This is a genomic window from Brucella grignonensis, from assembly GCF_002252505.1.
In the GTDB taxonomy this organism is placed as follows: domain Bacteria; phylum Pseudomonadota; class Alphaproteobacteria; order Rhizobiales; family Rhizobiaceae; genus Brucella; species Brucella grignonensis.
Genome location: NZ_NNRL01000157.1, coordinates 339,530 through 358,685 on the forward strand (window position 1 = coordinate 339,530; position 19,156 = coordinate 358,685).

A 19,156-nucleotide genomic window follows, 5' to 3' on the forward strand; every position below is an offset into this window, starting at 1 on the left:
GTTTACGCTCACCAACTGATAGCGACCCGTCATTCGGCTTGAATGTCGATTCTCAGGGTCGGTTCGTGCCTGGAGAAATCATCATGCCATTGCCCGTTACCCTTTCCGCACTCGATCTCGGTGCGCTTCTGTGCAGCAGGATCTGTCATGACATCATCTCGCCGGTCGGCGCGATCAACAATGGTCTCGAGCTGCTGGAAGAAGGCGGCGCAGACGAAGACGCGATGGCGCTCATCAAATCAAGTGCGCGCAATGCTTCGGCCCGCCTGCAATTTGCCCGCATCGCTTTTGGTGCAGCTGGATCAGCTGGTGTGCAGATCGATACCGGTGATGCCCAGCATGTTGCCACACAGTATTTCGCAAATGAGAAACCAGAACTGACCTGGGAAGGCTCACGCGTCCTTCTGCCAAAGAACAAGGTCAAGCTTCTGCTCAATATGCTGCTGATCGGCAACGCCGCCATCCCGCGTGGTGGTTCGCTGGCCGTTCGTCTTGAAAATGGCGATACCGATCCGCGCTTCGTCATTACTGTTAAGGGTCGCATGTTGCGCGTGCCGCCGAAATTCCTGGAACTGCATTCAGGAGCAGAGCCAGAAGAGCCAATCGATGCGCATTCGGTGCAGCCATATTATACGCTGCTGCTCGCCGAAGAAGCTGGCATGAAGATTTCTATTCACGCGACTGCAGAAGACATCGTTTTCGCCGCCGAGTAACCCGTTCTCATCAAACACAAGAAAGGCGCAGGTAAAACCTGCGCCTTTTTTTTGCTGGCTCAGTTCCAAAAGAAAAGGCCCCGCACAAACGGAGCCTTTTTCATTTCATCACCTGAAAAACGCTTACGCGCTTTCACGCAGCTCGCTGCCATCCGGTTCACGCAGCACATAACCACGGCCCCAAACGGTTTCGATGTAGCTCTGGCTGCCGGAAACGGCATCAAGCTTCTTGCGCAGCTTGCAGATAAACACGTCGATGATCTTCAGCTCAGGCTCGTCCATGCCGCCATAAAGGTGGTTGAGGAACATTTCCTTGGTGAGCGTCGTGCCCTTGCGGAGCGAGAGAAGCTCGAGCATCTGATATTCTTTGCCGGTCAGGTGAACGCGCTGACCACCAACCTCAACCGTCTTGGCGTCGAGGTTAACAATCAGGTCGCCAGTGGTAATGACCGACTGGGCATGGCCCTTGGAACGACGAACAATCGCATGAATACGGGCGATCAACTCGTCCTTGTGGAACGGCTTCGTCATATAGTCATCTGCGCCAAAGCCCAGACCGCGAACCTTATCCTCAATACCGGCCATACCGGAAAGGATCAGGATTGGCGTCTTGACCTTCGAGAGGCGCAAGGTACGCAGAACTTCGTAACCGGACATATCCGGCAAATTCAGGTCCAGCAAGATGATGTCATAATCATAAAGCTTGCCGAGATCGATGCCCTCTTCACCCAGATCGGTGGTGTAGACATTGAAGCTCTCGGACTTCAGCATCAACTCAATGCTCTGTGCGATAGCACTGTCGTCTTCAATTAAAAGGACGCGCATATCTTATCCCCTTTCCGCCGCTGACCAGTTTTCCCTCACGGCAGCTGACGGAACTGTCGTTGCCTTAGCATGAAGGTGCCTGCAAATGGTTAACAAAATATGATTCCTGTTGGCAAGCATAATTCTATCCTGTTTAGAAAAAACTCTTATCCAACTGAATCATATGTAATTATTCAATTCGATTGACCCTTATGAATCACATTAAGAAATCCTCTTAAGTGATTCATTCGACTCTATGTTTCACCTGTTACCCAAAAACCACACAAGATTTACCGAGCCTTAATTCCTAACGCGTATGATTAACGTTGCCGGTAAAGGAATGGTTACCAAAAGAGCAAAATCTTAACTTTTTGTTTCGCTTATGGAGACTGTTCTTATGTTTGGCGGCAAAGCCGAAGCCCTGAAAAGCAAGGCATTGCAACGGATTTCGCGGCATAATGCAGGAAAATCGCCAGCATATATGCCTGTTAATAAAGTCGGGGGGAACGCCCCAACATTAGAGCGCATCCCGAAAAGCGCGGAACGGTTTTCGGACAAGATGCGCGTTAATACAAAATGTTAGAGCGCCGATCTGATCAAATCAGATCGAGACAGGCTCTGATAAAGCTGGTTGGTGTTCAAGGAGTATTGCGTATGAAGCCACGTGAAAGCCTCGTCAGGCTTAAACTGTTCCAGGTGAAGGAAAAGCGCCGTCAGCTGGGCCAGCTCGACCTGATGATCGGCGAGTTCGAACGTATGGCGGGAGAACTCGACGCTCAGATTCTATCGGAAGAGAAGAAGGCAGGCATCACTGACATCAATCATTTCGCCTACCCGACCTTCGCGAAGGCTGCACGCCAGCGACGCGACAACCTGTTCGGATCGATTCGCGATTTGATGTCTCAGAAAGAAGCTGCAGAAGCAGAATTGGTCTATGCGGAAACCGAGCTGTCAAAGGCCGAAGCACTCGAAGAACGTGACGGCGGTAAAGCGCCTCGTGAAATCGTCGAGCGCCCGGTGAACCAGCGCCGCGCAATGATCGGCTAAGATTACGGTTCGCGAAATCATCGGATTTCGAAAAATGAGGCACGGCTTCTGAGGGGGAGCCGTGCCTTCTGTATTCTCGCTGCTGCTCTGGCTAGAGCATTTCCAGCAAAAGAGCGAAGCAGTTTTGCGTTGGATAATGTGAAAAAACAAAGAGATAGAGCATTTCCAATGATTCAAGAAAAGCAGGAAATGCTCTAGGACAATGTCAGCAGGTAATCCTCAAAACGCTGCCCCTTCTGATGCCGAAAGACCTTTCCGACAGTTTCGATCTTACTGATACGGTCCAGGCGAAAATTCCGGAAATCATTGCGGCTTTCACACCAGCCCGTCAGTAACCAGATGGCATCAAACATCGTCAGTCCGAGCGGCCTGACGGTGCGTTCGGTCATCTTTTCCCGCAGATCCAGATATTCCAGCTTTATAATCACACGATCACGAACCGCACGCCGTAAAAATGGAAGATGCAGGTTCGCCTTGCTATTCTCCTCGGTCATTTTCGACACGGCTCTCAGCGGCAGGCTGTTATAACGATCTCCTAGCCCGGCCTGCATCGTTGAGCTGATCTTTCCCGAGACACGCTGGGCCGCTGAGGCCAGCTCCTCATCACCTCTCGCGATAACCAGCCTGACGCCGAGCATGATGGCTTCAAGTTCATCGGCATCGAAATGAAGCGGCGGCAGAAAGTAACCTTTCTCAAGCTGATAGCCCAACCCGGATTCGCCTCTGATCGGCGCGCCCATGGCCTGCAGCGTCGCCATATCGCGATAAATCGTTCGGGGAGAAACCACCATCATCTCCGCAAGAGTGTCCGCCGAAACAGGCACGGACGCAGATCGAAGCCGATCAAGCAGAGAAAAAAGCCGCAGTGTTTTCATGTGACAAGCCTATAGCACATCCCTGACAAAAACTGTCAGGGGCTCAGTGTATATGCAGCACTCCAACAAGCAGGAGAAAAACATGACCACATCATCAGACAACGGGATAGAACTCGGGCGCTTCCGATTGAAAGCTGGTGTACAGGAACAAGCCATGCGTGATGCTTACACAGCGATGGTGAGCAACCACCTTTCGCATCAGCCAGGCTGGCAGGCGCAGCATCTGGTAAAGCTCGCGGATGGAACATTTGTCGATCTGGCCTTCGCCGACAACCAGACCATCGCCACCGAAATCTGCGCAAGCTGGCAAGGCAATGTTGACTGCGATGCTTTCCTGTCGCTGATTGATCCCGTCAGCATGGAATTCGGCACCATCCTCCGATGACATGCGCCGCGAGAGTTTCTTCTCGCGGCATATATGCCCTCGGGAAAAAACGCGTTTGCATTCCCACCTTGGCTAGTTGTAGGGAAGAAGCGCGATGCAGAAACTCGTCTCCTCAGGGCAAGAAAAAGCCCCCAATAAATTCAATTTCAGCAAGACGCCTAAGCCCATTCAATGGGGTGTGTTGCTGATCATATCTGCATTTCTTATCTTTATTGGAGAAAAGCTGGGACTGCCAGCCGCACTGCTTCTCGGTGCGATGCTTGGAGCGATCATCCTTGCTTCGCGTGAAAGCACGATCAGGGTTCACAAAAATTTCTCACTGCTCGCGCAGGCAATCGTCGGCCTGCTGATCGCGCGGGCCATGACTGCTGAATTCTTCAGCAATATGGGACAACACCTGCCGATCATCCTGTTTTCAACAGGCTTCACGCTGCTTGCCAGCACGACGATTGGCTATCTTCTGGCACGCTTTCGCGTTTTGCCCGGAACAACTGCCGTATGGGGTGTCTCACCGGGGGCCGCAACAGCAATCGTGCTTATGGCTGAATCCTTCGGGTCTGACGCACGGCTCATCGCTTTCATGCAATATTTGCGCGTGGTACTGGTCGCAACGACTGCTTCGCTTGTGGTGATGTTTACCGCCGATATCGAAACAGTCGCTCCAGCGGCCGTGGAATGGTTTCCGGCGATAAACTGGCACACTCTGGGCCCGACCCTCGCCTTGATCGTCTGCGGCGCCTTTCTGGGCGAATTATCTCGCATTCCAACCGGAGCAATGCTCGTACCACTCGCACTCGGAGCAATGTTGCAGGATTTGGGCCTTATGGTCATTGACCTGCCGCCATGGTTGCTGGCGGGAAGCTATATCTTCATCGGCTGGCGCATTGGCCTTGGCTTTACTCGCGCGATCATTGCACATGCGGCACGCGCTTTTCCGGCGATACTCGGATCAACACTCATTCTGATTGCTGTCTGCGGACTCTTCGGCATGGCGCTTGGTCATGTGCTGGGCCTTGATCCCCTCACCGCTTATCTCGCCACCAGCCCCGGCGGTGCAGATACCGTGGCCATTATTGCAGCATCAAGCAATGTCGATCTGCCATTCATCATCGCCATGCAAACCAGCCGCTTTTTCATCGTTCTTCTTGCAGGCCCGGCAATTGCCCGCTTCGTCGCTTCACGCATTGCGAAGCGTCAAAAATAAAAAACCCGGCTTTCGCCGGGCTTTTCACAATCACTGATAGATCAGCTTATTTGCCGTGGAAACCACGGATCGCGCCGATGATCTTGTCCTGATCTTCTTCCGAAAGGTAAGGATGCATCGGCAGGCTCAGAATACGCGCAGGCAGTGCTTCTGAAACAGGCAGACCGCCCGGTGCAATCGGATAATGCTTGTATGCGGTCTGCAGATGCAGTGGTTTCACGTAGTAGATGACCGATGGAACGCCAGCAGCCTGAAGATGCGCCTTCAGACCGTCACGGTTTTCGCTTTCAATCGAATACTGTGCCCAGGCCGAACGATTGCCAGCAGGCAGACCCGGAACCTTGACCACGTCCTTGAGCAGCTCATTATAGCGCTTGGCAATACGGTCGCGCGCTTCCATTTCGTCTTCGAGGATCGCAAGCTTTTCCAGAAGAATAGCTGCCTGGATGGTGTCGAGACGCGAGTTGAGACCAATGCGAACATTGTCATACTGCGTTTCACCCTTGCCGTGGAACAGCACGGAGCGCAGCGTGTCAGCCAATTCAGCATCATTGGTGAACATTGCACCACCGTCGCCATAGCAGCCGAGCGGCTTGGCAGGATAGAAGCTTGTCGCACCAACATGGCCGAAAGCGCCACACATCACGTTGTCACGCTTGCCACCAATCGACTGCGCCGCATCTTCAATCACGAACAGATTTTCGCGATCGGCAACTGCAGTGATGCGGTTGTAGTCAGCAGTAAGACCAAACAGATCGACTGGAATGATTGCCTTTGGCTCAAGACGACCTTCCTTGCGGACGGCGGAAATGGCAGCTTCCAGCTGTTCAATATTTATGTTGTAGGTGTCGGCGTCGACATCAACGAAAACCGGCTCTGCACCAACAAGGGCAACAACTTCAGCGGTTGCAGCGAACGTGAACGACGGAACGAAAACTGCATGACCCGGACCGATGCCGCGCGCCATCAAAGGCATCTGCAAGGCGTCGGTGCCGTTGGCGCAGGCGATAACATGTTCTACGCCCAGATATTCGCCGAGCTTCTTTTCGAACTCAGCCACTTCAGGACCGAGAATGTAACGGCCTTCCGCAACAACCTTGGAAACGGCGGCATTAAGACGGTCTTCGATACGCGCGCGTTGCGCTCCAAGATCAATGAACTGCATGTTGGCTCCAATTTATCTGGTTCGCCCTATCAAAAGCGAATCCACGGCAACCTGTTTATTCCTTCACGCTCTGCCCTACCATGGGTGGAGCGTTCAAAGTTTTGCTATTCCCGTAACACCGCTTGACAGAAATTTCCGTCAAGCGCGTGTTATCGGGAATGACTGACCGATCCTTCGGTCAGAATGCGCAATACGTTGATTGCTTCCCGCCCATCGGTGCGCGGATTTTCGCGCGTTTCGATGCAGTGCAGGAAATGCTGTAATTCGCGGGTCAGCGGCATCCCTTCTTCGACAGGGATATAGATCGGATCGACCGATTTGAAAGCCCACTGATCATTCTCGCGCCATACTTCGTGCTTGTAGAATGCAAGCTTGCGATCCCAAGGTTCGGCATCGTCAAAAACCAGCATACCCTTGGTCCCCGTCACGCTCAGGCGACGCTCACGATAGGAGTTCATTCGGGAAGCGAAGAGATGGCCGCGAATACCACTCGGGAATTCGAGATGCACATGGGCGAAATCGCTGATCTTATCGATGATTGCCGTGCCCTCACCGCGAACGGCTGAAGGCTCTTCGCCGGTGATGGCAAGAACCATCGAAAGATCGTGCGGTGCAAGATCCCAGAGCGCATCGAACTTGTCGTGGAACTTACCGAAACCGACGCGGTGTGAATGCACGTAGCGAATATCGCCGAGCTCACCGCTCTTCACCATGTCGAGCAGCTTCTCAAACGCCGGATGGAAGCGCAGAATATGCCCGACCATGAACACGCGACCATTTTCGCGTGCAGCCGCAACTTCTGCTTCTGCATCGGCAACTTCCAGCGCGATCGGCTTTTCAACCAGAACGTCCTTGCCGTTCTTCACTGCTTCAATTGCGTATTGCGCGTGAAACTGCGCAGGCAGCGCCAAAACGATGCCATCAATATCGGCGCGCGAGAAAAGTTCGTCGACCGGAATGTTGGGAACACCGAACTCAGAAGCGAATCGTTCCGCATTCTGTGGATTGGCGTCAGAAACACCGTGAAGGGCCCCGAGGCTCTTCAAGGTACGAATATGGTTGCCGCCCCAATAGCCACAACCCAAAACCGCAATACGAGGTGCCATAAAACTAAGCCTTTGCTTTCCGCTAGTTACTTATCTACGCAAATCGTGGAAAACAAGACGAAAGCTATGCGAAGAGTGCTTGACAGGGTCCCGTTCCCCACATATACCGCCGCCATTCCTTGCATGAACACGGTTCGTGAAACGCTGGAGACAGCGCCGAAAACTGTTTCACTGCAATGTGTGGCGGAGTAGCTCAGTAGGTTAGAGCAGAGGAATCATAATCCTTGTGTCGGCGGTTCGAATCCGTCCTCCGCTACCAACAGCACCCAGAAACAGTGTTTCAGCTACTGCAGGCTCTGGAAGCCCAATCACCCCTATTTGTCTCTATGTTGAACGCGCGCGGTGCGAGCAGCTTTTAGCTTAGTCATCACCTGCAGCGATGAACCACCCGTCTCAACACAATGATGCGGCAATGCTTCACTGGATAGAACCGTGGCGCCGGACTATATCAGAGATGGTTGCGCACCCTTGGCGCAACGCAAACTGGCAAGAGAGAATGACCGTTCTTATCAATCAGCCCCACCCATCCATCGACAGAGCGTCCATCGACAGATTGGTCAGCACTTTTTATGGAAAAGCCCGCGAAGATGACGTTATAGGCCCAATCTTTTCAGAGGCCGTAGATGACTGGGATCATCATATTGAACGCATCAGCGAGTTCTGGTCATCCGTGATCTTGAAAACCGGACGTTACGATGGGCGCCCAATGCCCCCACACATTCGCCTGGGCCTTAAAAACGAACATTTTGATCGTTGGTTGCAATTGTTTGAGCAGACAGCACGCGACATTTTCCCGCCGGACGGCGCAATTATTTTCATTGATCGCGCCCGCCGGATTGCCGATAGTTTTGAAATGGCAATCGCCACGCATTCTGGGCAGATTGCGGCACCACGTCATTCGCGCAAGCCATTGTAAAAGAAACCGCCTGCCTCTGATAACAGAAGCAGGCGGTTCAATAGTTTTCAACGCGCGTCTTATCCGAAAACCGCTACACACTTTTCGGAACGCGCGCTTATTATGCAGCAGGTTTGGTCTTTTCTGCCTTCAGCTGCTGCTTATGTCGCAGCAACATGCCGTATAGATCGCGAGGCTCATCCGGATCAGCCAGAAGATCGAGCTGCTCATAGAAGCCCGTATCCTGAAGCTTGTCGCGAACATAGCGCAGTGCCGAAAAGTCTTCCGTTGCAAAGCCGACTGAGTCGAACAGCGTAATCTGACGCGCATCCTTGCGGCCTTCAGTCTTGCCGGTGATCACTTCCCACAATTCATTGACGGGATAATCTTCCGGCAGCTGCTGGATTTCACCTTCAATACGGGTCTGAGGCGGATATTCGACGAAGATGTCCGAACGGCGAAGGATATCACCGTGCAGTTCGGTCTTTCCAGGGCAATCACCGCCAACCGCGTTGATATGCACACCAGCACCAACCATGTTGTCGGTCAGGATCGTCGCATTGAGCTTGTCGGCAGTTACGGTCGTGATGATGTCCGCACCCTCGACCACTTCTTCGACATCCTTGCAGATCACGATGTCAAAACCTGCACCTTCAAGATTGCGTGCGCATTTTTCCGAAGCCGTACGGTCAATATCGTAAAGACGCAGCTTGTCGATGCCAAGAATTGCCTTGAACGCTAAGGCCTGAAACTCGCTCTGTGCGCCATTGCCGATGATCGCCATCGTGCGTGCGTTCTTTGGCGCAAGATGCTTTGCGGCAACCGCTGAGGTAGCAGCCGTGCGCAGCGCTGTCAGGATGGTCATTTCGGTCAGAAGCATCGGATAGCCGCTGCCAACATCCGAAAGAACACCAAAAGCCGTAACTGTCTGCAGGCCGTCGCGCGTATTCTTCGGATGACCGTTCACATATTTGAAGCCGTACATCGTACCGTCGCTTGTCGGCATCAGCTCGATCACGCCCTCATCGGAATGCGAAGCCACGCGCGGCGTCTTGTCGAAGCTTTCCCAGCGGCGGAAGTCCTCTTCCACGTAATCGGCGAGCTCCTTGAGGAAGGTCTCGACGCCGACGGAAAGCACCAGCTTCATCATGTGATCGACACTGACAAAAGGGACGATATTCAGGTTCGGTTGGGTCATTCTTGCTCCTTAACATTCAGCGGCAGACCATTTGATCCCGCCAGCAGTGAATGCAGTTTTGAAATCAATAGTTGATGGTTGGGCGGTCCATGACGCTGCGGCCCAAAAGGCTCGCCATCAGGTCGACCATCACAGTTGCGGTACGTCCGCGTTCATCGAGAAATGGATTGAGCTCGACGAGATCGAGGCTCGTCACCAGATCGCTGTCATGCAGCATTTCCATGATGAGATGCGCTTCACGGAAGGTGGCGCCACCCGGAACCGTGGTGCCGACAGCGGGCGCAATCGAAGGTTCAAGGAAATCGACATCGAGGCTCACATGCAGAAGGCCGTTTTCGTCCTTCACGCGCTTAAGGAAGCGGCGCAACAGGGCTGCAACACCATGCTCGTCGATAAGGCGCATGTCATAGACGGCAACATCCGTCTGCTTGATCGCGGCGCGTTCTGCCGGATCAACACTGCGAATACCCATCATGCAGACATTAGCGGGATCAATCGGCGCTGCCAGGGCTGGGAAATAGCCCTCAAAGCCCTTCTGGCCCGTGTAATAGGCAACAGGCGTGCCGTGCAGATTGCCGCTGCCCGTCGTTTCCAGCGTGTGGAAATCCGTATGCGCATCAAGCCACAGCACAAATTGCTTGCGGCCCTTTTCCGCCGCGCGGCGCGCAATGCCGGGAACAGTGCCTGCTGCAAGCAGATGATCGCCACCGAGGAAGATCGGAAAACCGTCTTCACTCTCACGATAAGCAGCTTCGCTGATTGCTTCGATCCAGGCGACAGCCTGCGGCAAAGCCTTGATCGCAGGATTGGGATGGGTCAAAGGGCGCAGTTCGGCCGGAGCCAGATTACCCAGATCGGTAAACTCATGACCAAGTTCGCGAATCGCTTCCGCAATACCAGCAGCGCGATAACCGTCGGGGCCCATATTGCAGCCCAGACGTCCAGTGCCTTCCTGAACCGGCAATCCCAAAATCTTGCAATGCATAAAGTGCTACTCCAGAGAAATTATTGCCCTAAATTGACCATTTACGCTTGGCGATGTGAAGCAACCGGATTGGCAATTTTAACGGTTTGGTTTATCAGAATGTCGGATTGGCTTTTCAAAATGGAGAAAACATGGACGATCTGGATGAAAAGCTCATCACGCTTTTACGTCACAACGGACGGCGCAGCATTTCGGATGTGGCAATCGATCTCGGCGTCTCGCGTGCGACTGTTCGCTCGCGCATGGAACGGTTGGAACAGTCCGGTGACATCATTGGCTACACAGTGATCCTGCGGTCCGATGCGGTTGATCTGCCGGTGCGCGGTATCATGATGATCGAAATCGAAGGCCATGTTGCTGATCGTGTGGTCAAGGCACTCGGCGGCTTCTCCGAAATTTCAGCCATCCACACCACCAATGGTCGTTTCGATCTGGTGGTGGAACTGGGTGCTGCAACACTGACCGATTTCGATGCCGTATTGCGCCGCATCCGACTGGTGCCGGGGATCAAGGCCAGCGAAACCAATCTACTGTTGGCAACACCGCGCTCAACGCGCGCGCGTCTGTAATAAAAAAGCCCGGCTCAAGGCCGGACTTTTTATTTTATGAGTAAGTGTCTGAATTAAAAAGCGGCAGGCCGTGGCGAAAATGGTGATTTTCGAGTACCGAAGCGGAGTGTACTTTTGGGTACATGAGCATCGGAACGCAGACAAATTGCCATTTGCAGACCGGCATGGCGGCTTTTTTCACTTCTATTAGGCGAGGATCGGATAATCCGTATAACCCTTGGCGCCACCGCCATACATATGCTGCTGATCCAGCTCGTTGAGCGGTGAATTGTCCTTCAAACGACGGACAAGGTCAGGGTTGGAGATGAACGGCTTGCCAAAGGCAACCACATCAGCGCGGCCGCTTTCGATTTCCTGTTCAGCCAGTTCGCGATCATAGCCATTGTTAACCATCCAGGCAGCTTCGCCACCAGCATCGCGATAAACCTGCTTGAGACGCGCATAGTCGAATGGCTGCGGGCCCTGCTGGAAGTCACGTGGACCACCGGTCGCACCTTCAATGATATGAACATATGCAAGACCGTAAGCGGCGAGCTTTTCGACCACATAGTCGAACAGCGGCTGCGGATCGGAATCCGACACGTCATTGGCAGGCGTTACTGGCGAAAGACGAATGCCGACCTTGCCCGGCGCAACCGACTTGGTAATCGCATCAACCACTTCAGACAGAAAGCGGGCGCGGTTTTCAATGGAGCCGCCATATTCATCGGTGCGGTGATTGCTGTCCGAACGCAGGAACTGATCGATCAAATAGCCGTTTGCCGCATGGATTTCGATGCCGTCAAAACCAGCCACTTCAATCGCATCCTTTGCAGCCTTGGCATAGGTCGCAACGATTTCTGGAAGCTCGCTCTTTTCAAGCGCGCGTGGCTCTGAGGTTGGTGCAAATTCGCCGGTGCCATCGGGATGCACGAGATAGGTCTTCGACTTGGCCGTAATGGCCGAAGGTGCAACCGGCTTGCCGCCATTTGGTTGCAGGCTGTCATGCGAAATACGGCCCACATGCCACATTTGCACGACGATCTTGCCACCTGCGCCATGAACAGCATCCGTCACGCGCTTCCAACCGGCAAGCTGCTCATCAGAATAAAGGCCCGGTACATCGGCGTAGCCCTGTCCCTGATGGCTGATCGGCGTTGCCTCGGTGATGATAAGACCGGCACTGGCGCGCTGTTCGTAATAGGTGACGTTGAGATCGTTTGGCACGGCGCGCGGTGAGCGATTGCGCGTCAAGGGTGCCATAACAATACGATTGGCAAGCTTCAGATCGCCGATTGTAACTGGATCAAACAATGTAGCCATGGATGCATTCCTTCAAGTTGGAAAGATTGGGCAAATGGGAGGGATCGATTTAAGGGAGGTCAAAGATCGGACAGCGATTTGAGCAAGGCGGCAATCACCTCCTCATTGCGCTTGTAGAAAGTCCACTGGCCAACACGATGGGGCGTAATCAGCCCCGCCTTCGTCAGCACGGACAAATGGGCAGAAACGGTGGACTGGGAGAGGCCACACCGTTCGAACTGGCCCGCGCACACACCCATCTCCAGAGGCATGTGCTGATCGGAAAAATGGTTCTCCGGTTCCTTGAGCCAGCTCAAAATGTCGAGACGAACAGGATGAGCGAGCGCCTTGAGGGTTTCGTCCAAAGGCATAGTTGAGACTATGGTTTGAATGTCCGACATCACGTTCACCTCGCTGATCTTCATTCATATCGTCATTTCACGATATAAGTATCGTTTGTATTCGATTTGAACAGAGGGACGCCGTTCACATGCGCGTGAGCAGGTAAAAAGCATTTCCAACAAAAATGCGAAGCGGTTTTGCGTTGGATGTTGGATAATGCGTAAGCAGATAATTAGAGCGGTTCCAACAATTCAATCCTAGCTGGAACCGCTCCAATCAACGCCTTTCCTGTGGAACATTACAACGGCCTTGATTGCGTCAAACGGGCATCCGACTATGTTCGCCGTAAAGATTTGAGATTGGAATGAATATGGCCAACGATATTAAGCGCATTGCCGGGATTATAGCCGCTGAGATCAATGCAAAGCCAGAACAGGCAATCGCCGCCATTGGTTTGCTGGACGAAGGCTCAACCGTGCCATTCGTCGCCCGTTACCGCAAGGAAGTCACCGGCGGCCTTGATGATACGCAGCTGCGCCAGCTTTCAGAGCGCCTCGCCTACTTGCGTGAACTTGAGGCGCGGCGCTCGTCCATTCTGGAATCGATCCGCGGACAGGAAAAGCTCACACCAGAACTCGAACTGAAAATCGCAGGCGTTCAGACCAAGGCCGAGCTTGAAGACCTCTATCTTCCCTATAAGCCCAAGCGCCGCACCAAGGCGGAAATCGCCCGCGAACGCGGCCTTGGACCGCTTGCCGAAGCCATTCTGACCGACCGCAGGCTGGTCCCCACCGAGATTGCTGCGCAATATGTCACCGGTGAAGTTGCCGATGTGAAGGCAGCACTGGATGGTGCGCGCGACATCATCGCAGAAGGCTTTGCGGAAAATGCCGAACTGATCGGCAATCTGCGCAACTATCTCAAGGAACGTGCTGTTCTCCGCTCCCGCGTTGTCGATGGTAAACAGGACGCAGGCGCAAAATTCTCGGATTATTTCGACCATTTCGAACGCTGGGCAAATGTTGCAGGCCACCGGGCTCTGGCCATGCTGCGCGGTCGCAACGAGGATTTTCTGTCGCTCGACATTGAAATCGACGCCGACGACACCTCGCCGGTAAAGCCGGTCGAACGCAAGATCGCCGCCGCCTATAATATCGGCGCAACCCTGCCCGGCGATCGCTGGCTAATGGAAGTTGCAAGCTGGACATGGCGCGTCAAACTCTCGCTCTCCTTGTCACTCGACCTCATGCGCGACCTGCGTGAACGCGCCGAGGAAGAAGCCATCAACGTCTTCGCCCGCAACCTCAAAGACCTGCTGTTGGCCGCGCCTGCCGGTTCGCGTGCCACCATGGGCCTTGATCCGGGCATCCGCACCGGCGTTAAGGTCGCAATCGTCGATGACACTGGCAAACTGCTCGACACAACGACGGTCTATCCGTTTCCGCCGAAGAACGATGTGCGCGGCACCCAGGCGGAGCTTGCAAGCCTGATCCGCAAACACAAGATCGAACTGATTGCGATTGGCAACGGCACAGGCAGCCGCGAAACCGAACGTCTTGTCGTGGATATGCTCAACGAGCTTCCAGCACCAAAACCGCTCAAAGTCATCGTGTCGGAAGCAGGTGCGTCGGTCTATTCGGCATCCGAAGCCGCAGCCGCCGAATTCCCGCAACTCGACGTTTCGCTGCGCGGTGCCGTTTCCATCGCCCGCCGTTTGCAGGACCCACTGGCGGAACTCGTCAAGATCGAACCGAAATCCATCGGTGTTGGCCAGTATCAGCATGACGTCGATCAATCGCGTCTGGCACGTTCGCTCGATGCGATGGTCGAAGATGCGGTGAACGCTGTCGGCGTTGATCTCAACATGGCATCCGCGCCACTGCTCGCGCGCGTATCGGGTCTTGGAAAGTCTCTTGCCGAAGCAATCGTCGCGCATCGTGATGCAGCCGGGGCTTTCAAGAACCGCAAGGAACTGCTGAAAGTCGCACGCCTTGGCAACCGCGCCTTTGAGCAATGCGCAGGCTTCCTGCGTATCGCCAACGGCACCGAGCCGCTTGATGCGTCCTCCGTTCACCCGGAAGCCTATGGCGTTGCCAAAAAGATCGTTTCCGCCTGCGGCCGCGATGTGCGCAGCCTCATGGGTGATAGCGCAGCACTTAAAAGCCTCGATCCGCGCGTCTTTGTCGATGAGCGGTTTGGTCTGCCAACCGTGCGTGACATCATCGCCGAGCTCGACAAGCCGGGCCGCGATCCACGCCCTGAATTCAAGACCGCGACCTTTGCCGATGGCATCGATGACATCAAGGACCTGAAACCCGGCATGATGCTTGAAGGCACCGTCACAAATGTTGCGGCCTTTGGTGCCTTTGTCGATATCGGCGTGCATCAGGACGGACTTGTCCATGTCTCCCAGCTTGCGGATAAATTTGTCAAAGACCCGCATGAGGTGGTCAAGGCTGGCGATGTGGTGAAGGTGCGCGTGACGGAAGTGGATGTGCCACGCAAGCGCATCGGCCTGACGATGAGAAAGGACGGCGGCGAAGCCCCTGCCCCGCGCAACAATGCGCAGCGCGACACGAAACCTGCACAGAAGCAAAACTTCGCTGCGCGCAAACAGGAACAGCCGTCAACCGGCGGTTTCGGTGCAGCACTTTTGGAAGCGATGAAGAAAAAATAAGCTAAATCTTGTTGCCGATTGGAAAGCCGGTTGAGACTTTTCTCACCGGCATTTCATCGGTGGGAATAATCCAGCCACCGCGAATGGCGATGCGAACCTCGTCGCCTTCTTCCAGTCTTACCGGATCGCGCACTTCAAAATGCAGGTGAATATCCGGCTTGGTGAGCGGATGTGCCTCGATGCGCGAACCGCCACCCCGATAAACCGAACGCTTGACGCGCACAGGGATGCCGCCGGTCTCCACCAGTTGCAAGTCTTCTGAACGAACGCATAACTGCGCATTGGCACGCGGCATTTCAATGCCGGAACAACGCACCTGCGCACGGCTTCCCAGCACCAGCGCCTCGCACTGTCCCGCTTGCGCAAAGGACACGACCTCAGCAGGCAGAACCATGCCATGCGCGATGAAGGACGCGACCATTTCGCTGGCCGGTTCCTCGTAAAGCTTGCGCGGCGTATCGAACTGCTGAAGCTTGCCATGGTCGAGAACCGCAATCCGGTCGGCAAGCGCCATGGCCTCAGCCTGATCATGCGTGATGTAGATAATCGTCGTACCGGTGCGCTTGTGGAAAGCAGCAAACTCGTTTTCCATCGAAGCACGCAAATGCACGTCGAGATTGGCCAGCGGTTCATCAAACAATACCAGCGAAGGGGCCGCCACCAGACAGCGGGCCAGTGCCACACGCTGCCGCTGACCGCCCGAAAGATTGGCCGGGCGGCGATCACCGAAACCGTCAAGATCGACCAGCGCAAGTGCTTGCCTAACGCGGCGCTCGCGCTCGGCTTTGGCAACCTTCGCCACCCGCAGACTATAGCCGACATTCTCGGCGACCGTCATATGCGGCCAGAGCGCATAGTTCTGGAAGACGATACCGACCTGCCGCTTCTCCGGCGGCACACTGCCATCAACATGGGAAACGCGGCTGTCACCAATATGGATTTCGCCGCCATCGACGTCTTCAAAACCTGCAATCATCCGCAGAAGCGTGGTCTTGCCGCAGCCGGATGGTCCGAGAATAGCAACAAACTCGCCATCCTTCACATCAAGCGACACTTCAGACAGAGCCTGAAACTCGTTGAAGGCCTTGGAAACAGAAGCGATTTTCAGTCGCGCCATGGCAGCACTCCGTTTGGAAGACGCCGCGCAAACAGATTTGTTGCAAGCATCAGCATGAATGTCACCGCAACGGCCAGAATGGATATGGCAGCCGCATAGGCGGAATCGCCCGCCTGTTCAAAAGAAAACATCACCACGCCCAGCGTTTCAGATCCCGACGCCCAGAGAAGCGCGGAAACCGTCAGCTCACAGAATGCGGTCATGAAAATGAGCACGCCGCCTGCAAGCGTCGCTGGTGCGACAAGAGGAAATATAATGGTCCTGAGGCGATAGAAAAGACCAGCGCCTGCAACACGGGCCGCTTCTTCCAGCGCACGGTCAATCTGGTGGAGGCCAGCAACCGTTGGCCGCAGCGCCAACACGAAGAAGCGTGCGAGATAGGCAAACAGGATGATCCAGAGTGTATTATAGAGGCTGACACCGACCACTGGCAGCGGCTTCAAGAACATAAGCAGACAGGCGATGGCCAGCACGACACCCGGCAAAGCATAGGGCATCTCGGCTGCAAAGTTGAGGATCGGCGTCCAGCGCCGTTTACGCCATGCCAGCATATAGGCAAGCGGAACTGCTATCAGCACCGCAAAGAATGCTGCCGCCAGCGACAGAACCGCACTGTTGCGGAAAGCACGTGCAGCACCAGCATGTTCAAGCAGCACGAAACGGAAATTCTCGGCAGTTGCCGTCGCAAACGTCAGCGGCACGCCATAGGCCGGAACCAGCGCTGAAAGTGTCAAGCCGATCAGCGGCAGAAACAGCACGATCACGATCAACAGCCATGCAGCCAGCTCCGCCCACACACGCCATACGCCAAGCACGAAAGGTGCAGCTGGAAGCGACGTTGACACAATGCGGAAATCACGACGGCGCGAGGCATATTCCTGCGCTGCGATACCCGCCATGGCAATCAGACCGATCAGCACAGAAAGCACGGCGACGCTGGAGAGCACCGCTGGCCCACCGCCTGCAAGACGCTGATAAATCAGCGTCGGCAGAACCAGATAATTGGACGGAATTCCCAAGAAGGCTGGGATGCCGAAATTGCCGACGCAGGAGACGAAGGCCAGAGCGGCAGCGCCGATGATCGACGGCGTCATCAACGGCAGGATGATGGTGCGCAGAACGGTCCATTTGCTGGCACCGGCACTCAGACCCGCTTCCACTAGTTCGCGTGGGAGTTTGCGCAGGCCTGCCCGCACGATCAGAAAGACCAGCGGTCCATATTGCACGCCAAGCAGAAAAATAATGCCCCAGACAGAATAGAGCGGATTGCGGCTGCCAAGCGGCGGCGCCATGCCGATGATCTTGAGGAACTGGCTGGAAGGCCCGAAGAGTTGGAGCCACGCCAGCGCTGTTACCTGCGGGGCGATCAAGAGCGGAGTCACATAAAATAGCACAAAGACATTGCGCCCGCGCATATCTGTGAGGCCAACAAGCAACGCCGCAACGATGCCAAAGACCAGCGCCAGCAACGTGCCGCCAATACCGATCTGCAGCGAATGCCATGTGGCAACCCATGTCGAACGGCTGCTCAGCGTTTCAGTAAGAACGGATGTCGAAAGCTGTCCCTGCGGCGCGACCAGTTCGACCAGCAGCCTGCCCATTGGCAGAAGCGACAGCACTGCAACAATAAGCGTTACACCAATAATCAGGGCCGCATCACGGCCCTGAAGATCTCGAAACATGCGCATTAAAATGCCTTATCCGCCGAACAGCTCGGAGAACTGCTTCTTGTCGGCATCCGTCTGACCCAGAACCTTCTGAGTATCAATCGACATGATGTTAATCTTGGTGCCTTCCGGCAGCCATGCCGGGCGACCAACGCCTTCCTTGGCAGGCAGATAGCCCTGCTCAAGTGCCAGCTTCTGGCCATCATCCGACAGGATGAAATCAACGAACTTCTTGGCACCATCGACGTTTTTTGCAGTTGCCATGATCGCAACCGGTTCAGTCACGGCAGGCACGCCTTCCGATGGGAAGACGAACTCGATCGGCGAGCCCTTGGCCTTGGCGTTCAGCGCCATGAAGTCAACGAGGATGCCATATGGCTTTTCACCACTCGCAACCGACTTCAGCACGGCGCCATTGCCCTTGACGCTTGCAAGTTCATTGGTCTTGAGGTTCTTGAAATAATCCCAGCCGAGATCCTTATCGAGCGCAAAACCGCTCAGGAGATAGGCCGCAGCGCCCGAATAAAGCGGGCTTGGCATGACGACCTGGCCTTTGTAGTCGGCTTTCGTGAGATCGGCCCAATGTTCTGGCTTCTGTGCAGCACCCGTGTTGTAGGCAATGCCGGTGGTGATCAGCTTGGAGCCGAAATAGGCCTTGTCGGCGTCATAGCTATCGGCAGAAAAACCATCAACCTTGGCTTCCGGATAGCTAAGCAGACGCTTGTCCTTCTTCAGACCTTCCATCGTCACCGCATCAGCGATCAGCAGAACGTCAGGCTGCGGTGCGCCAGCCGAAAACTCAGCGGCAAGCTTGGTGAGGAGTTCGCTCGTGCCAGAGCGGAAAATCTGCACATCGGTGTCTGGATTAGCCTTGCGGAAAGCTTCAACGGTCTTGGTCGCATCCGCTTCCGGCTGCGAGGTATAAAGCGTCAGCGTATCGGCCTGCGCCACGGCGATGGAAAGAGCAAGAAGCGCAGGTACGACAGCAGCCCGCTTCATCATCTTGTTCATGGGATTCGCTCCTCGAATTTCTGTATAATGTTCGCCAGCATGACCAGCGATGCCGGTACAATCCTGACGCGTGCGAAGTGATAGCGCGCAGATACTGCCATGGCGATAGGCACGA

18 protein-coding genes and 1 tRNA gene are annotated in these 19,156 nt (G+C 54.7%); 8 read left to right on the forward strand and 11 right to left on the reverse strand.

Annotated features, from left to right (window positions below; all coding sequences use genetic code 11):
- Positions 1-83: 83 nt before the first annotated feature.
- On the forward strand, positions 84-713 hold the full coding sequence (gene chpT, locus CEV33_RS08795; RefSeq protein WP_024899368.1) for a histidine phosphotransferase ChpT: 630 nt from the start codon (positions 84-86) through the stop codon (positions 711-713).
- A gap of 123 nt (positions 714-836) precedes the next feature.
- Here the strand turns inward: chpT and ctrA are convergent, their stop codons facing one another.
- Entirely contained in the window at positions 837-1,538 is a 702-nt protein-coding gene (gene ctrA / locus CEV33_RS08800; protein ID WP_024899367.1) for a response regulator transcription factor CtrA, read from the reverse strand.
- Between the two features lie 633 nt (positions 1,539-2,171).
- Between ctrA and CEV33_RS08810 the strand changes: the two genes are divergently transcribed.
- Positions 2,172-2,564: a hypothetical protein gene (locus CEV33_RS08810; protein WP_024899365.1), complete on the forward strand. Its 393-nt coding sequence runs from the start codon at positions 2,172-2,174 to the stop codon at positions 2,562-2,564.
- 194 nt (positions 2,565-2,758) lie between these two features.
- Here CEV33_RS08810 and CEV33_RS08815 read toward each other — a convergent pair whose 3' ends face one another.
- Entirely contained in the window at positions 2,759-3,439 is a 681-nt protein-coding gene (locus CEV33_RS08815) for a helix-turn-helix transcriptional regulator (RefSeq protein WP_094540126.1), read from the reverse strand.
- An 82-nt stretch (positions 3,440-3,521) separates the two neighbouring features.
- Between CEV33_RS08815 and CEV33_RS08820 the strand changes: the two genes are divergently transcribed.
- Together CEV33_RS08820 and CEV33_RS08825 are read left to right on the forward strand one after the other, a co-directional pair.
- Complete coding sequence (locus CEV33_RS08820) at positions 3,522-3,824, forward strand: hypothetical protein (protein ID WP_208620173.1); 303 nt, start codon at positions 3,522-3,524, stop codon at positions 3,822-3,824.
- A gap of 94 nt (positions 3,825-3,918) precedes the next feature.
- A complete protein-coding gene (locus CEV33_RS08825; RefSeq protein ID WP_094540127.1) occupies positions 3,919-5,028 on the forward strand; it encodes an AbrB family transcriptional regulator in 1,110 nt (369 codons plus the stop codon).
- A gap of 46 nt (positions 5,029-5,074) precedes the next feature.
- Here CEV33_RS08825 and CEV33_RS08830 read toward each other — a convergent pair whose 3' ends face one another.
- Together CEV33_RS08830 and CEV33_RS08835 are read right to left on the reverse strand one after the other, a co-directional pair.
- Positions 5,075-6,193, reverse strand: a complete 1,119-nt coding sequence (locus CEV33_RS08830) for a DegT/DnrJ/EryC1/StrS family aminotransferase (RefSeq protein ID WP_094540128.1) — start codon at positions 6,191-6,193, stop codon at positions 5,075-5,077.
- Positions 6,194-6,342: 149 nt separating this feature from the next.
- Positions 6,343-7,299, reverse strand: a complete 957-nt coding sequence (locus CEV33_RS08835) for a Gfo/Idh/MocA family protein (RefSeq protein WP_094540129.1) — start codon at positions 7,297-7,299, stop codon at positions 6,343-6,345.
- A gap of 182 nt (positions 7,300-7,481) precedes the next feature.
- Between CEV33_RS08835 and CEV33_RS08840 the strand changes: the two genes are divergently transcribed.
- Together CEV33_RS08840 and CEV33_RS08845 are read left to right on the forward strand one after the other, a co-directional pair.
- Positions 7,482-7,558, forward strand: a tRNA-Met gene (locus tag CEV33_RS08840).
- A gap of 237 nt (positions 7,559-7,795) precedes the next feature.
- The gene (locus tag CEV33_RS08845; RefSeq protein WP_094540130.1) at positions 7,796-8,215 is read left to right on the forward strand and encodes a group III truncated hemoglobin; all 420 of its coding nucleotides are present in this window, start codon (positions 7,796-7,798) and stop codon (positions 8,213-8,215) included.
- Between the two features lie 100 nt (positions 8,216-8,315).
- Here the strand turns inward: CEV33_RS08845 and CEV33_RS08850 are convergent, their stop codons facing one another.
- Positions 8,316-9,392: an ornithine cyclodeaminase gene (locus CEV33_RS08850; protein ID WP_094540131.1), complete on the reverse strand. Its 1,077-nt coding sequence runs from the start codon at positions 9,390-9,392 to the stop codon at positions 8,316-8,318.
- 64 nt (positions 9,393-9,456) lie between these two features.
- Positions 9,457-10,377 carry an arginase gene (gene rocF, locus CEV33_RS08855; RefSeq protein WP_094540132.1) on the reverse strand — a complete coding sequence of 307 codons (921 nt, stop codon included), beginning with the start codon at positions 10,375-10,377 and terminating at the stop codon, positions 9,457-9,459.
- A 131-nt stretch (positions 10,378-10,508) separates the two neighbouring features.
- On the opposite strand from rocF, the gene CEV33_RS08860 reads away from it, so the two are divergent.
- On the forward strand, positions 10,509-10,946 hold the full coding sequence (locus CEV33_RS08860) for an Lrp/AsnC family transcriptional regulator (protein ID WP_007876167.1): 438 nt from the start codon (positions 10,509-10,511) through the stop codon (positions 10,944-10,946).
- A 186-nt stretch (positions 10,947-11,132) separates the two neighbouring features.
- Here CEV33_RS08860 and CEV33_RS08865 read toward each other — a convergent pair whose 3' ends face one another.
- Both CEV33_RS08865 and CEV33_RS08870 read right to left on the reverse strand, forming a co-directional pair.
- Positions 11,133-12,248, reverse strand: coding sequence for an alkene reductase (locus CEV33_RS08865; RefSeq protein WP_094540133.1), 1,116 nt, complete (start codon positions 12,246-12,248; stop codon positions 11,133-11,135).
- A gap of 59 nt (positions 12,249-12,307) precedes the next feature.
- Positions 12,308-12,628, reverse strand: a complete 321-nt coding sequence (locus tag CEV33_RS08870) for an ArsR/SmtB family transcription factor (RefSeq protein ID WP_094540276.1) — start codon at positions 12,626-12,628, stop codon at positions 12,308-12,310.
- A gap of 311 nt (positions 12,629-12,939) precedes the next feature.
- Between CEV33_RS08870 and CEV33_RS08875 the strand changes: the two genes are divergently transcribed.
- A complete protein-coding gene (locus tag CEV33_RS08875; protein ID WP_094540277.1) occupies positions 12,940-15,246 on the forward strand; it encodes a Tex family protein in 2,307 nt (768 codons plus the stop codon).
- Position 15,247: 1 nt separating this feature from the next.
- Here the strand turns inward: CEV33_RS08875 and CEV33_RS08880 are convergent, their stop codons facing one another.
- Genes CEV33_RS08880 through CEV33_RS08890 form a run of 3 tightly spaced genes read right to left on the reverse strand, consistent with a single transcriptional unit; the run spans position 15,248 to position 19,041 of the window.
- The gene (locus CEV33_RS08880; RefSeq protein ID WP_094540134.1) at positions 15,248-16,363 is read right to left on the reverse strand and encodes an ABC transporter ATP-binding protein; all 1,116 of its coding nucleotides are present in this window, start codon (positions 16,361-16,363) and stop codon (positions 15,248-15,250) included.
- Positions 16,351-18,051, reverse strand: a complete 1,701-nt coding sequence (locus tag CEV33_RS08885; protein WP_094540135.1) for an ABC transporter permease — start codon at positions 18,049-18,051, stop codon at positions 16,351-16,353. The genes CEV33_RS08880 and CEV33_RS08885 overlap by 13 nt, the downstream gene beginning before the upstream one ends.
- Positions 18,052-18,060: 9 nt before the next feature.
- Positions 18,061-19,041 (reverse strand): ABC transporter substrate-binding protein, encoded by a 981-nt coding sequence (locus CEV33_RS08890; protein WP_094540278.1) that lies wholly within the window; start codon positions 19,039-19,041, stop codon positions 18,061-18,063.
- Between the last annotated feature and the right edge of the window lie 115 nt (positions 19,042-19,156).

What these genes read in the sequence shown, in the direction of transcription:
- CEV33_RS08835 (WP_094540129.1), bottom strand. Translation starts at nt 7,299, where the DNA reads ATGGCACCTCGTATTGCGGTTTTGGGTTGTGGCTATTGGGGCGGCAAC.
- CEV33_RS08810 (WP_024899365.1), top strand. Translation starts at nt 2,172, where the DNA reads ATGAAGCCACGTGAAAGCCTCGTCAGGCTTAAACTGTTCCAGGTGAAG.
- CEV33_RS08845 (WP_094540130.1), top strand. Translation starts at nt 7,796, where the DNA reads ATGACCGTTCTTATCAATCAGCCCCACCCATCCATCGACAGAGCGTCC.
- CEV33_RS08870 (WP_094540276.1), bottom strand. Translation starts at nt 12,628, where the DNA reads ATGTCGGACATTCAAACCATAGTCTCAACTATGCCTTTGGACGAAACC.
- CEV33_RS08825 (WP_094540127.1), top strand. Translation starts at nt 3,919, where the DNA reads ATGCAGAAACTCGTCTCCTCAGGGCAAGAAAAAGCCCCCAATAAATTC.
- chpT (WP_024899368.1), top strand. Translation starts at nt 84, where the DNA reads ATGCCATTGCCCGTTACCCTTTCCGCACTCGATCTCGGTGCGCTTCTG.
- ctrA (WP_024899367.1), bottom strand. Translation starts at nt 1,538, where the DNA reads ATGCGCGTCCTTTTAATTGAAGACGACAGTGCTATCGCACAGAGCATT.
- CEV33_RS08880 (WP_094540134.1), bottom strand. Translation starts at nt 16,363, where the DNA reads ATGGCGCGACTGAAAATCGCTTCTGTTTCCAAGGCCTTCAACGAGTTT.
- CEV33_RS08885 (WP_094540135.1), bottom strand. Translation starts at nt 18,051, where the DNA reads ATGCGCATGTTTCGAGATCTTCAGGGCCGTGATGCGGCCCTGATTATT.
- CEV33_RS08875 (WP_094540277.1), top strand. Translation starts at nt 12,940, where the DNA reads ATGGCCAACGATATTAAGCGCATTGCCGGGATTATAGCCGCTGAGATC.
- CEV33_RS08890 (WP_094540278.1), bottom strand. Translation starts at nt 19,041, where the DNA reads ATGAACAAGATGATGAAGCGGGCTGCTGTCGTACCTGCGCTTCTTGCT.
- rocF (WP_094540132.1), bottom strand. Translation starts at nt 10,377, where the DNA reads ATGCATTGCAAGATTTTGGGATTGCCGGTTCAGGAAGGCACTGGACGT.
- CEV33_RS08860 (WP_007876167.1), top strand. Translation starts at nt 10,509, where the DNA reads ATGGACGATCTGGATGAAAAGCTCATCACGCTTTTACGTCACAACGGA.
- CEV33_RS08830 (WP_094540128.1), bottom strand. Translation starts at nt 6,193, where the DNA reads ATGCAGTTCATTGATCTTGGAGCGCAACGCGCGCGTATCGAAGACCGT.
- CEV33_RS08820 (WP_208620173.1), top strand. Translation starts at nt 3,522, where the DNA reads ATGACCACATCATCAGACAACGGGATAGAACTCGGGCGCTTCCGATTG.
- CEV33_RS08865 (WP_094540133.1), bottom strand. Translation starts at nt 12,248, where the DNA reads ATGGCTACATTGTTTGATCCAGTTACAATCGGCGATCTGAAGCTTGCC.
- CEV33_RS08815 (WP_094540126.1), bottom strand. Translation starts at nt 3,439, where the DNA reads ATGAAAACACTGCGGCTTTTTTCTCTGCTTGATCGGCTTCGATCTGCG.
- CEV33_RS08850 (WP_094540131.1), bottom strand. Translation starts at nt 9,392, where the DNA reads ATGACCCAACCGAACCTGAATATCGTCCCTTTTGTCAGTGTCGATCAC.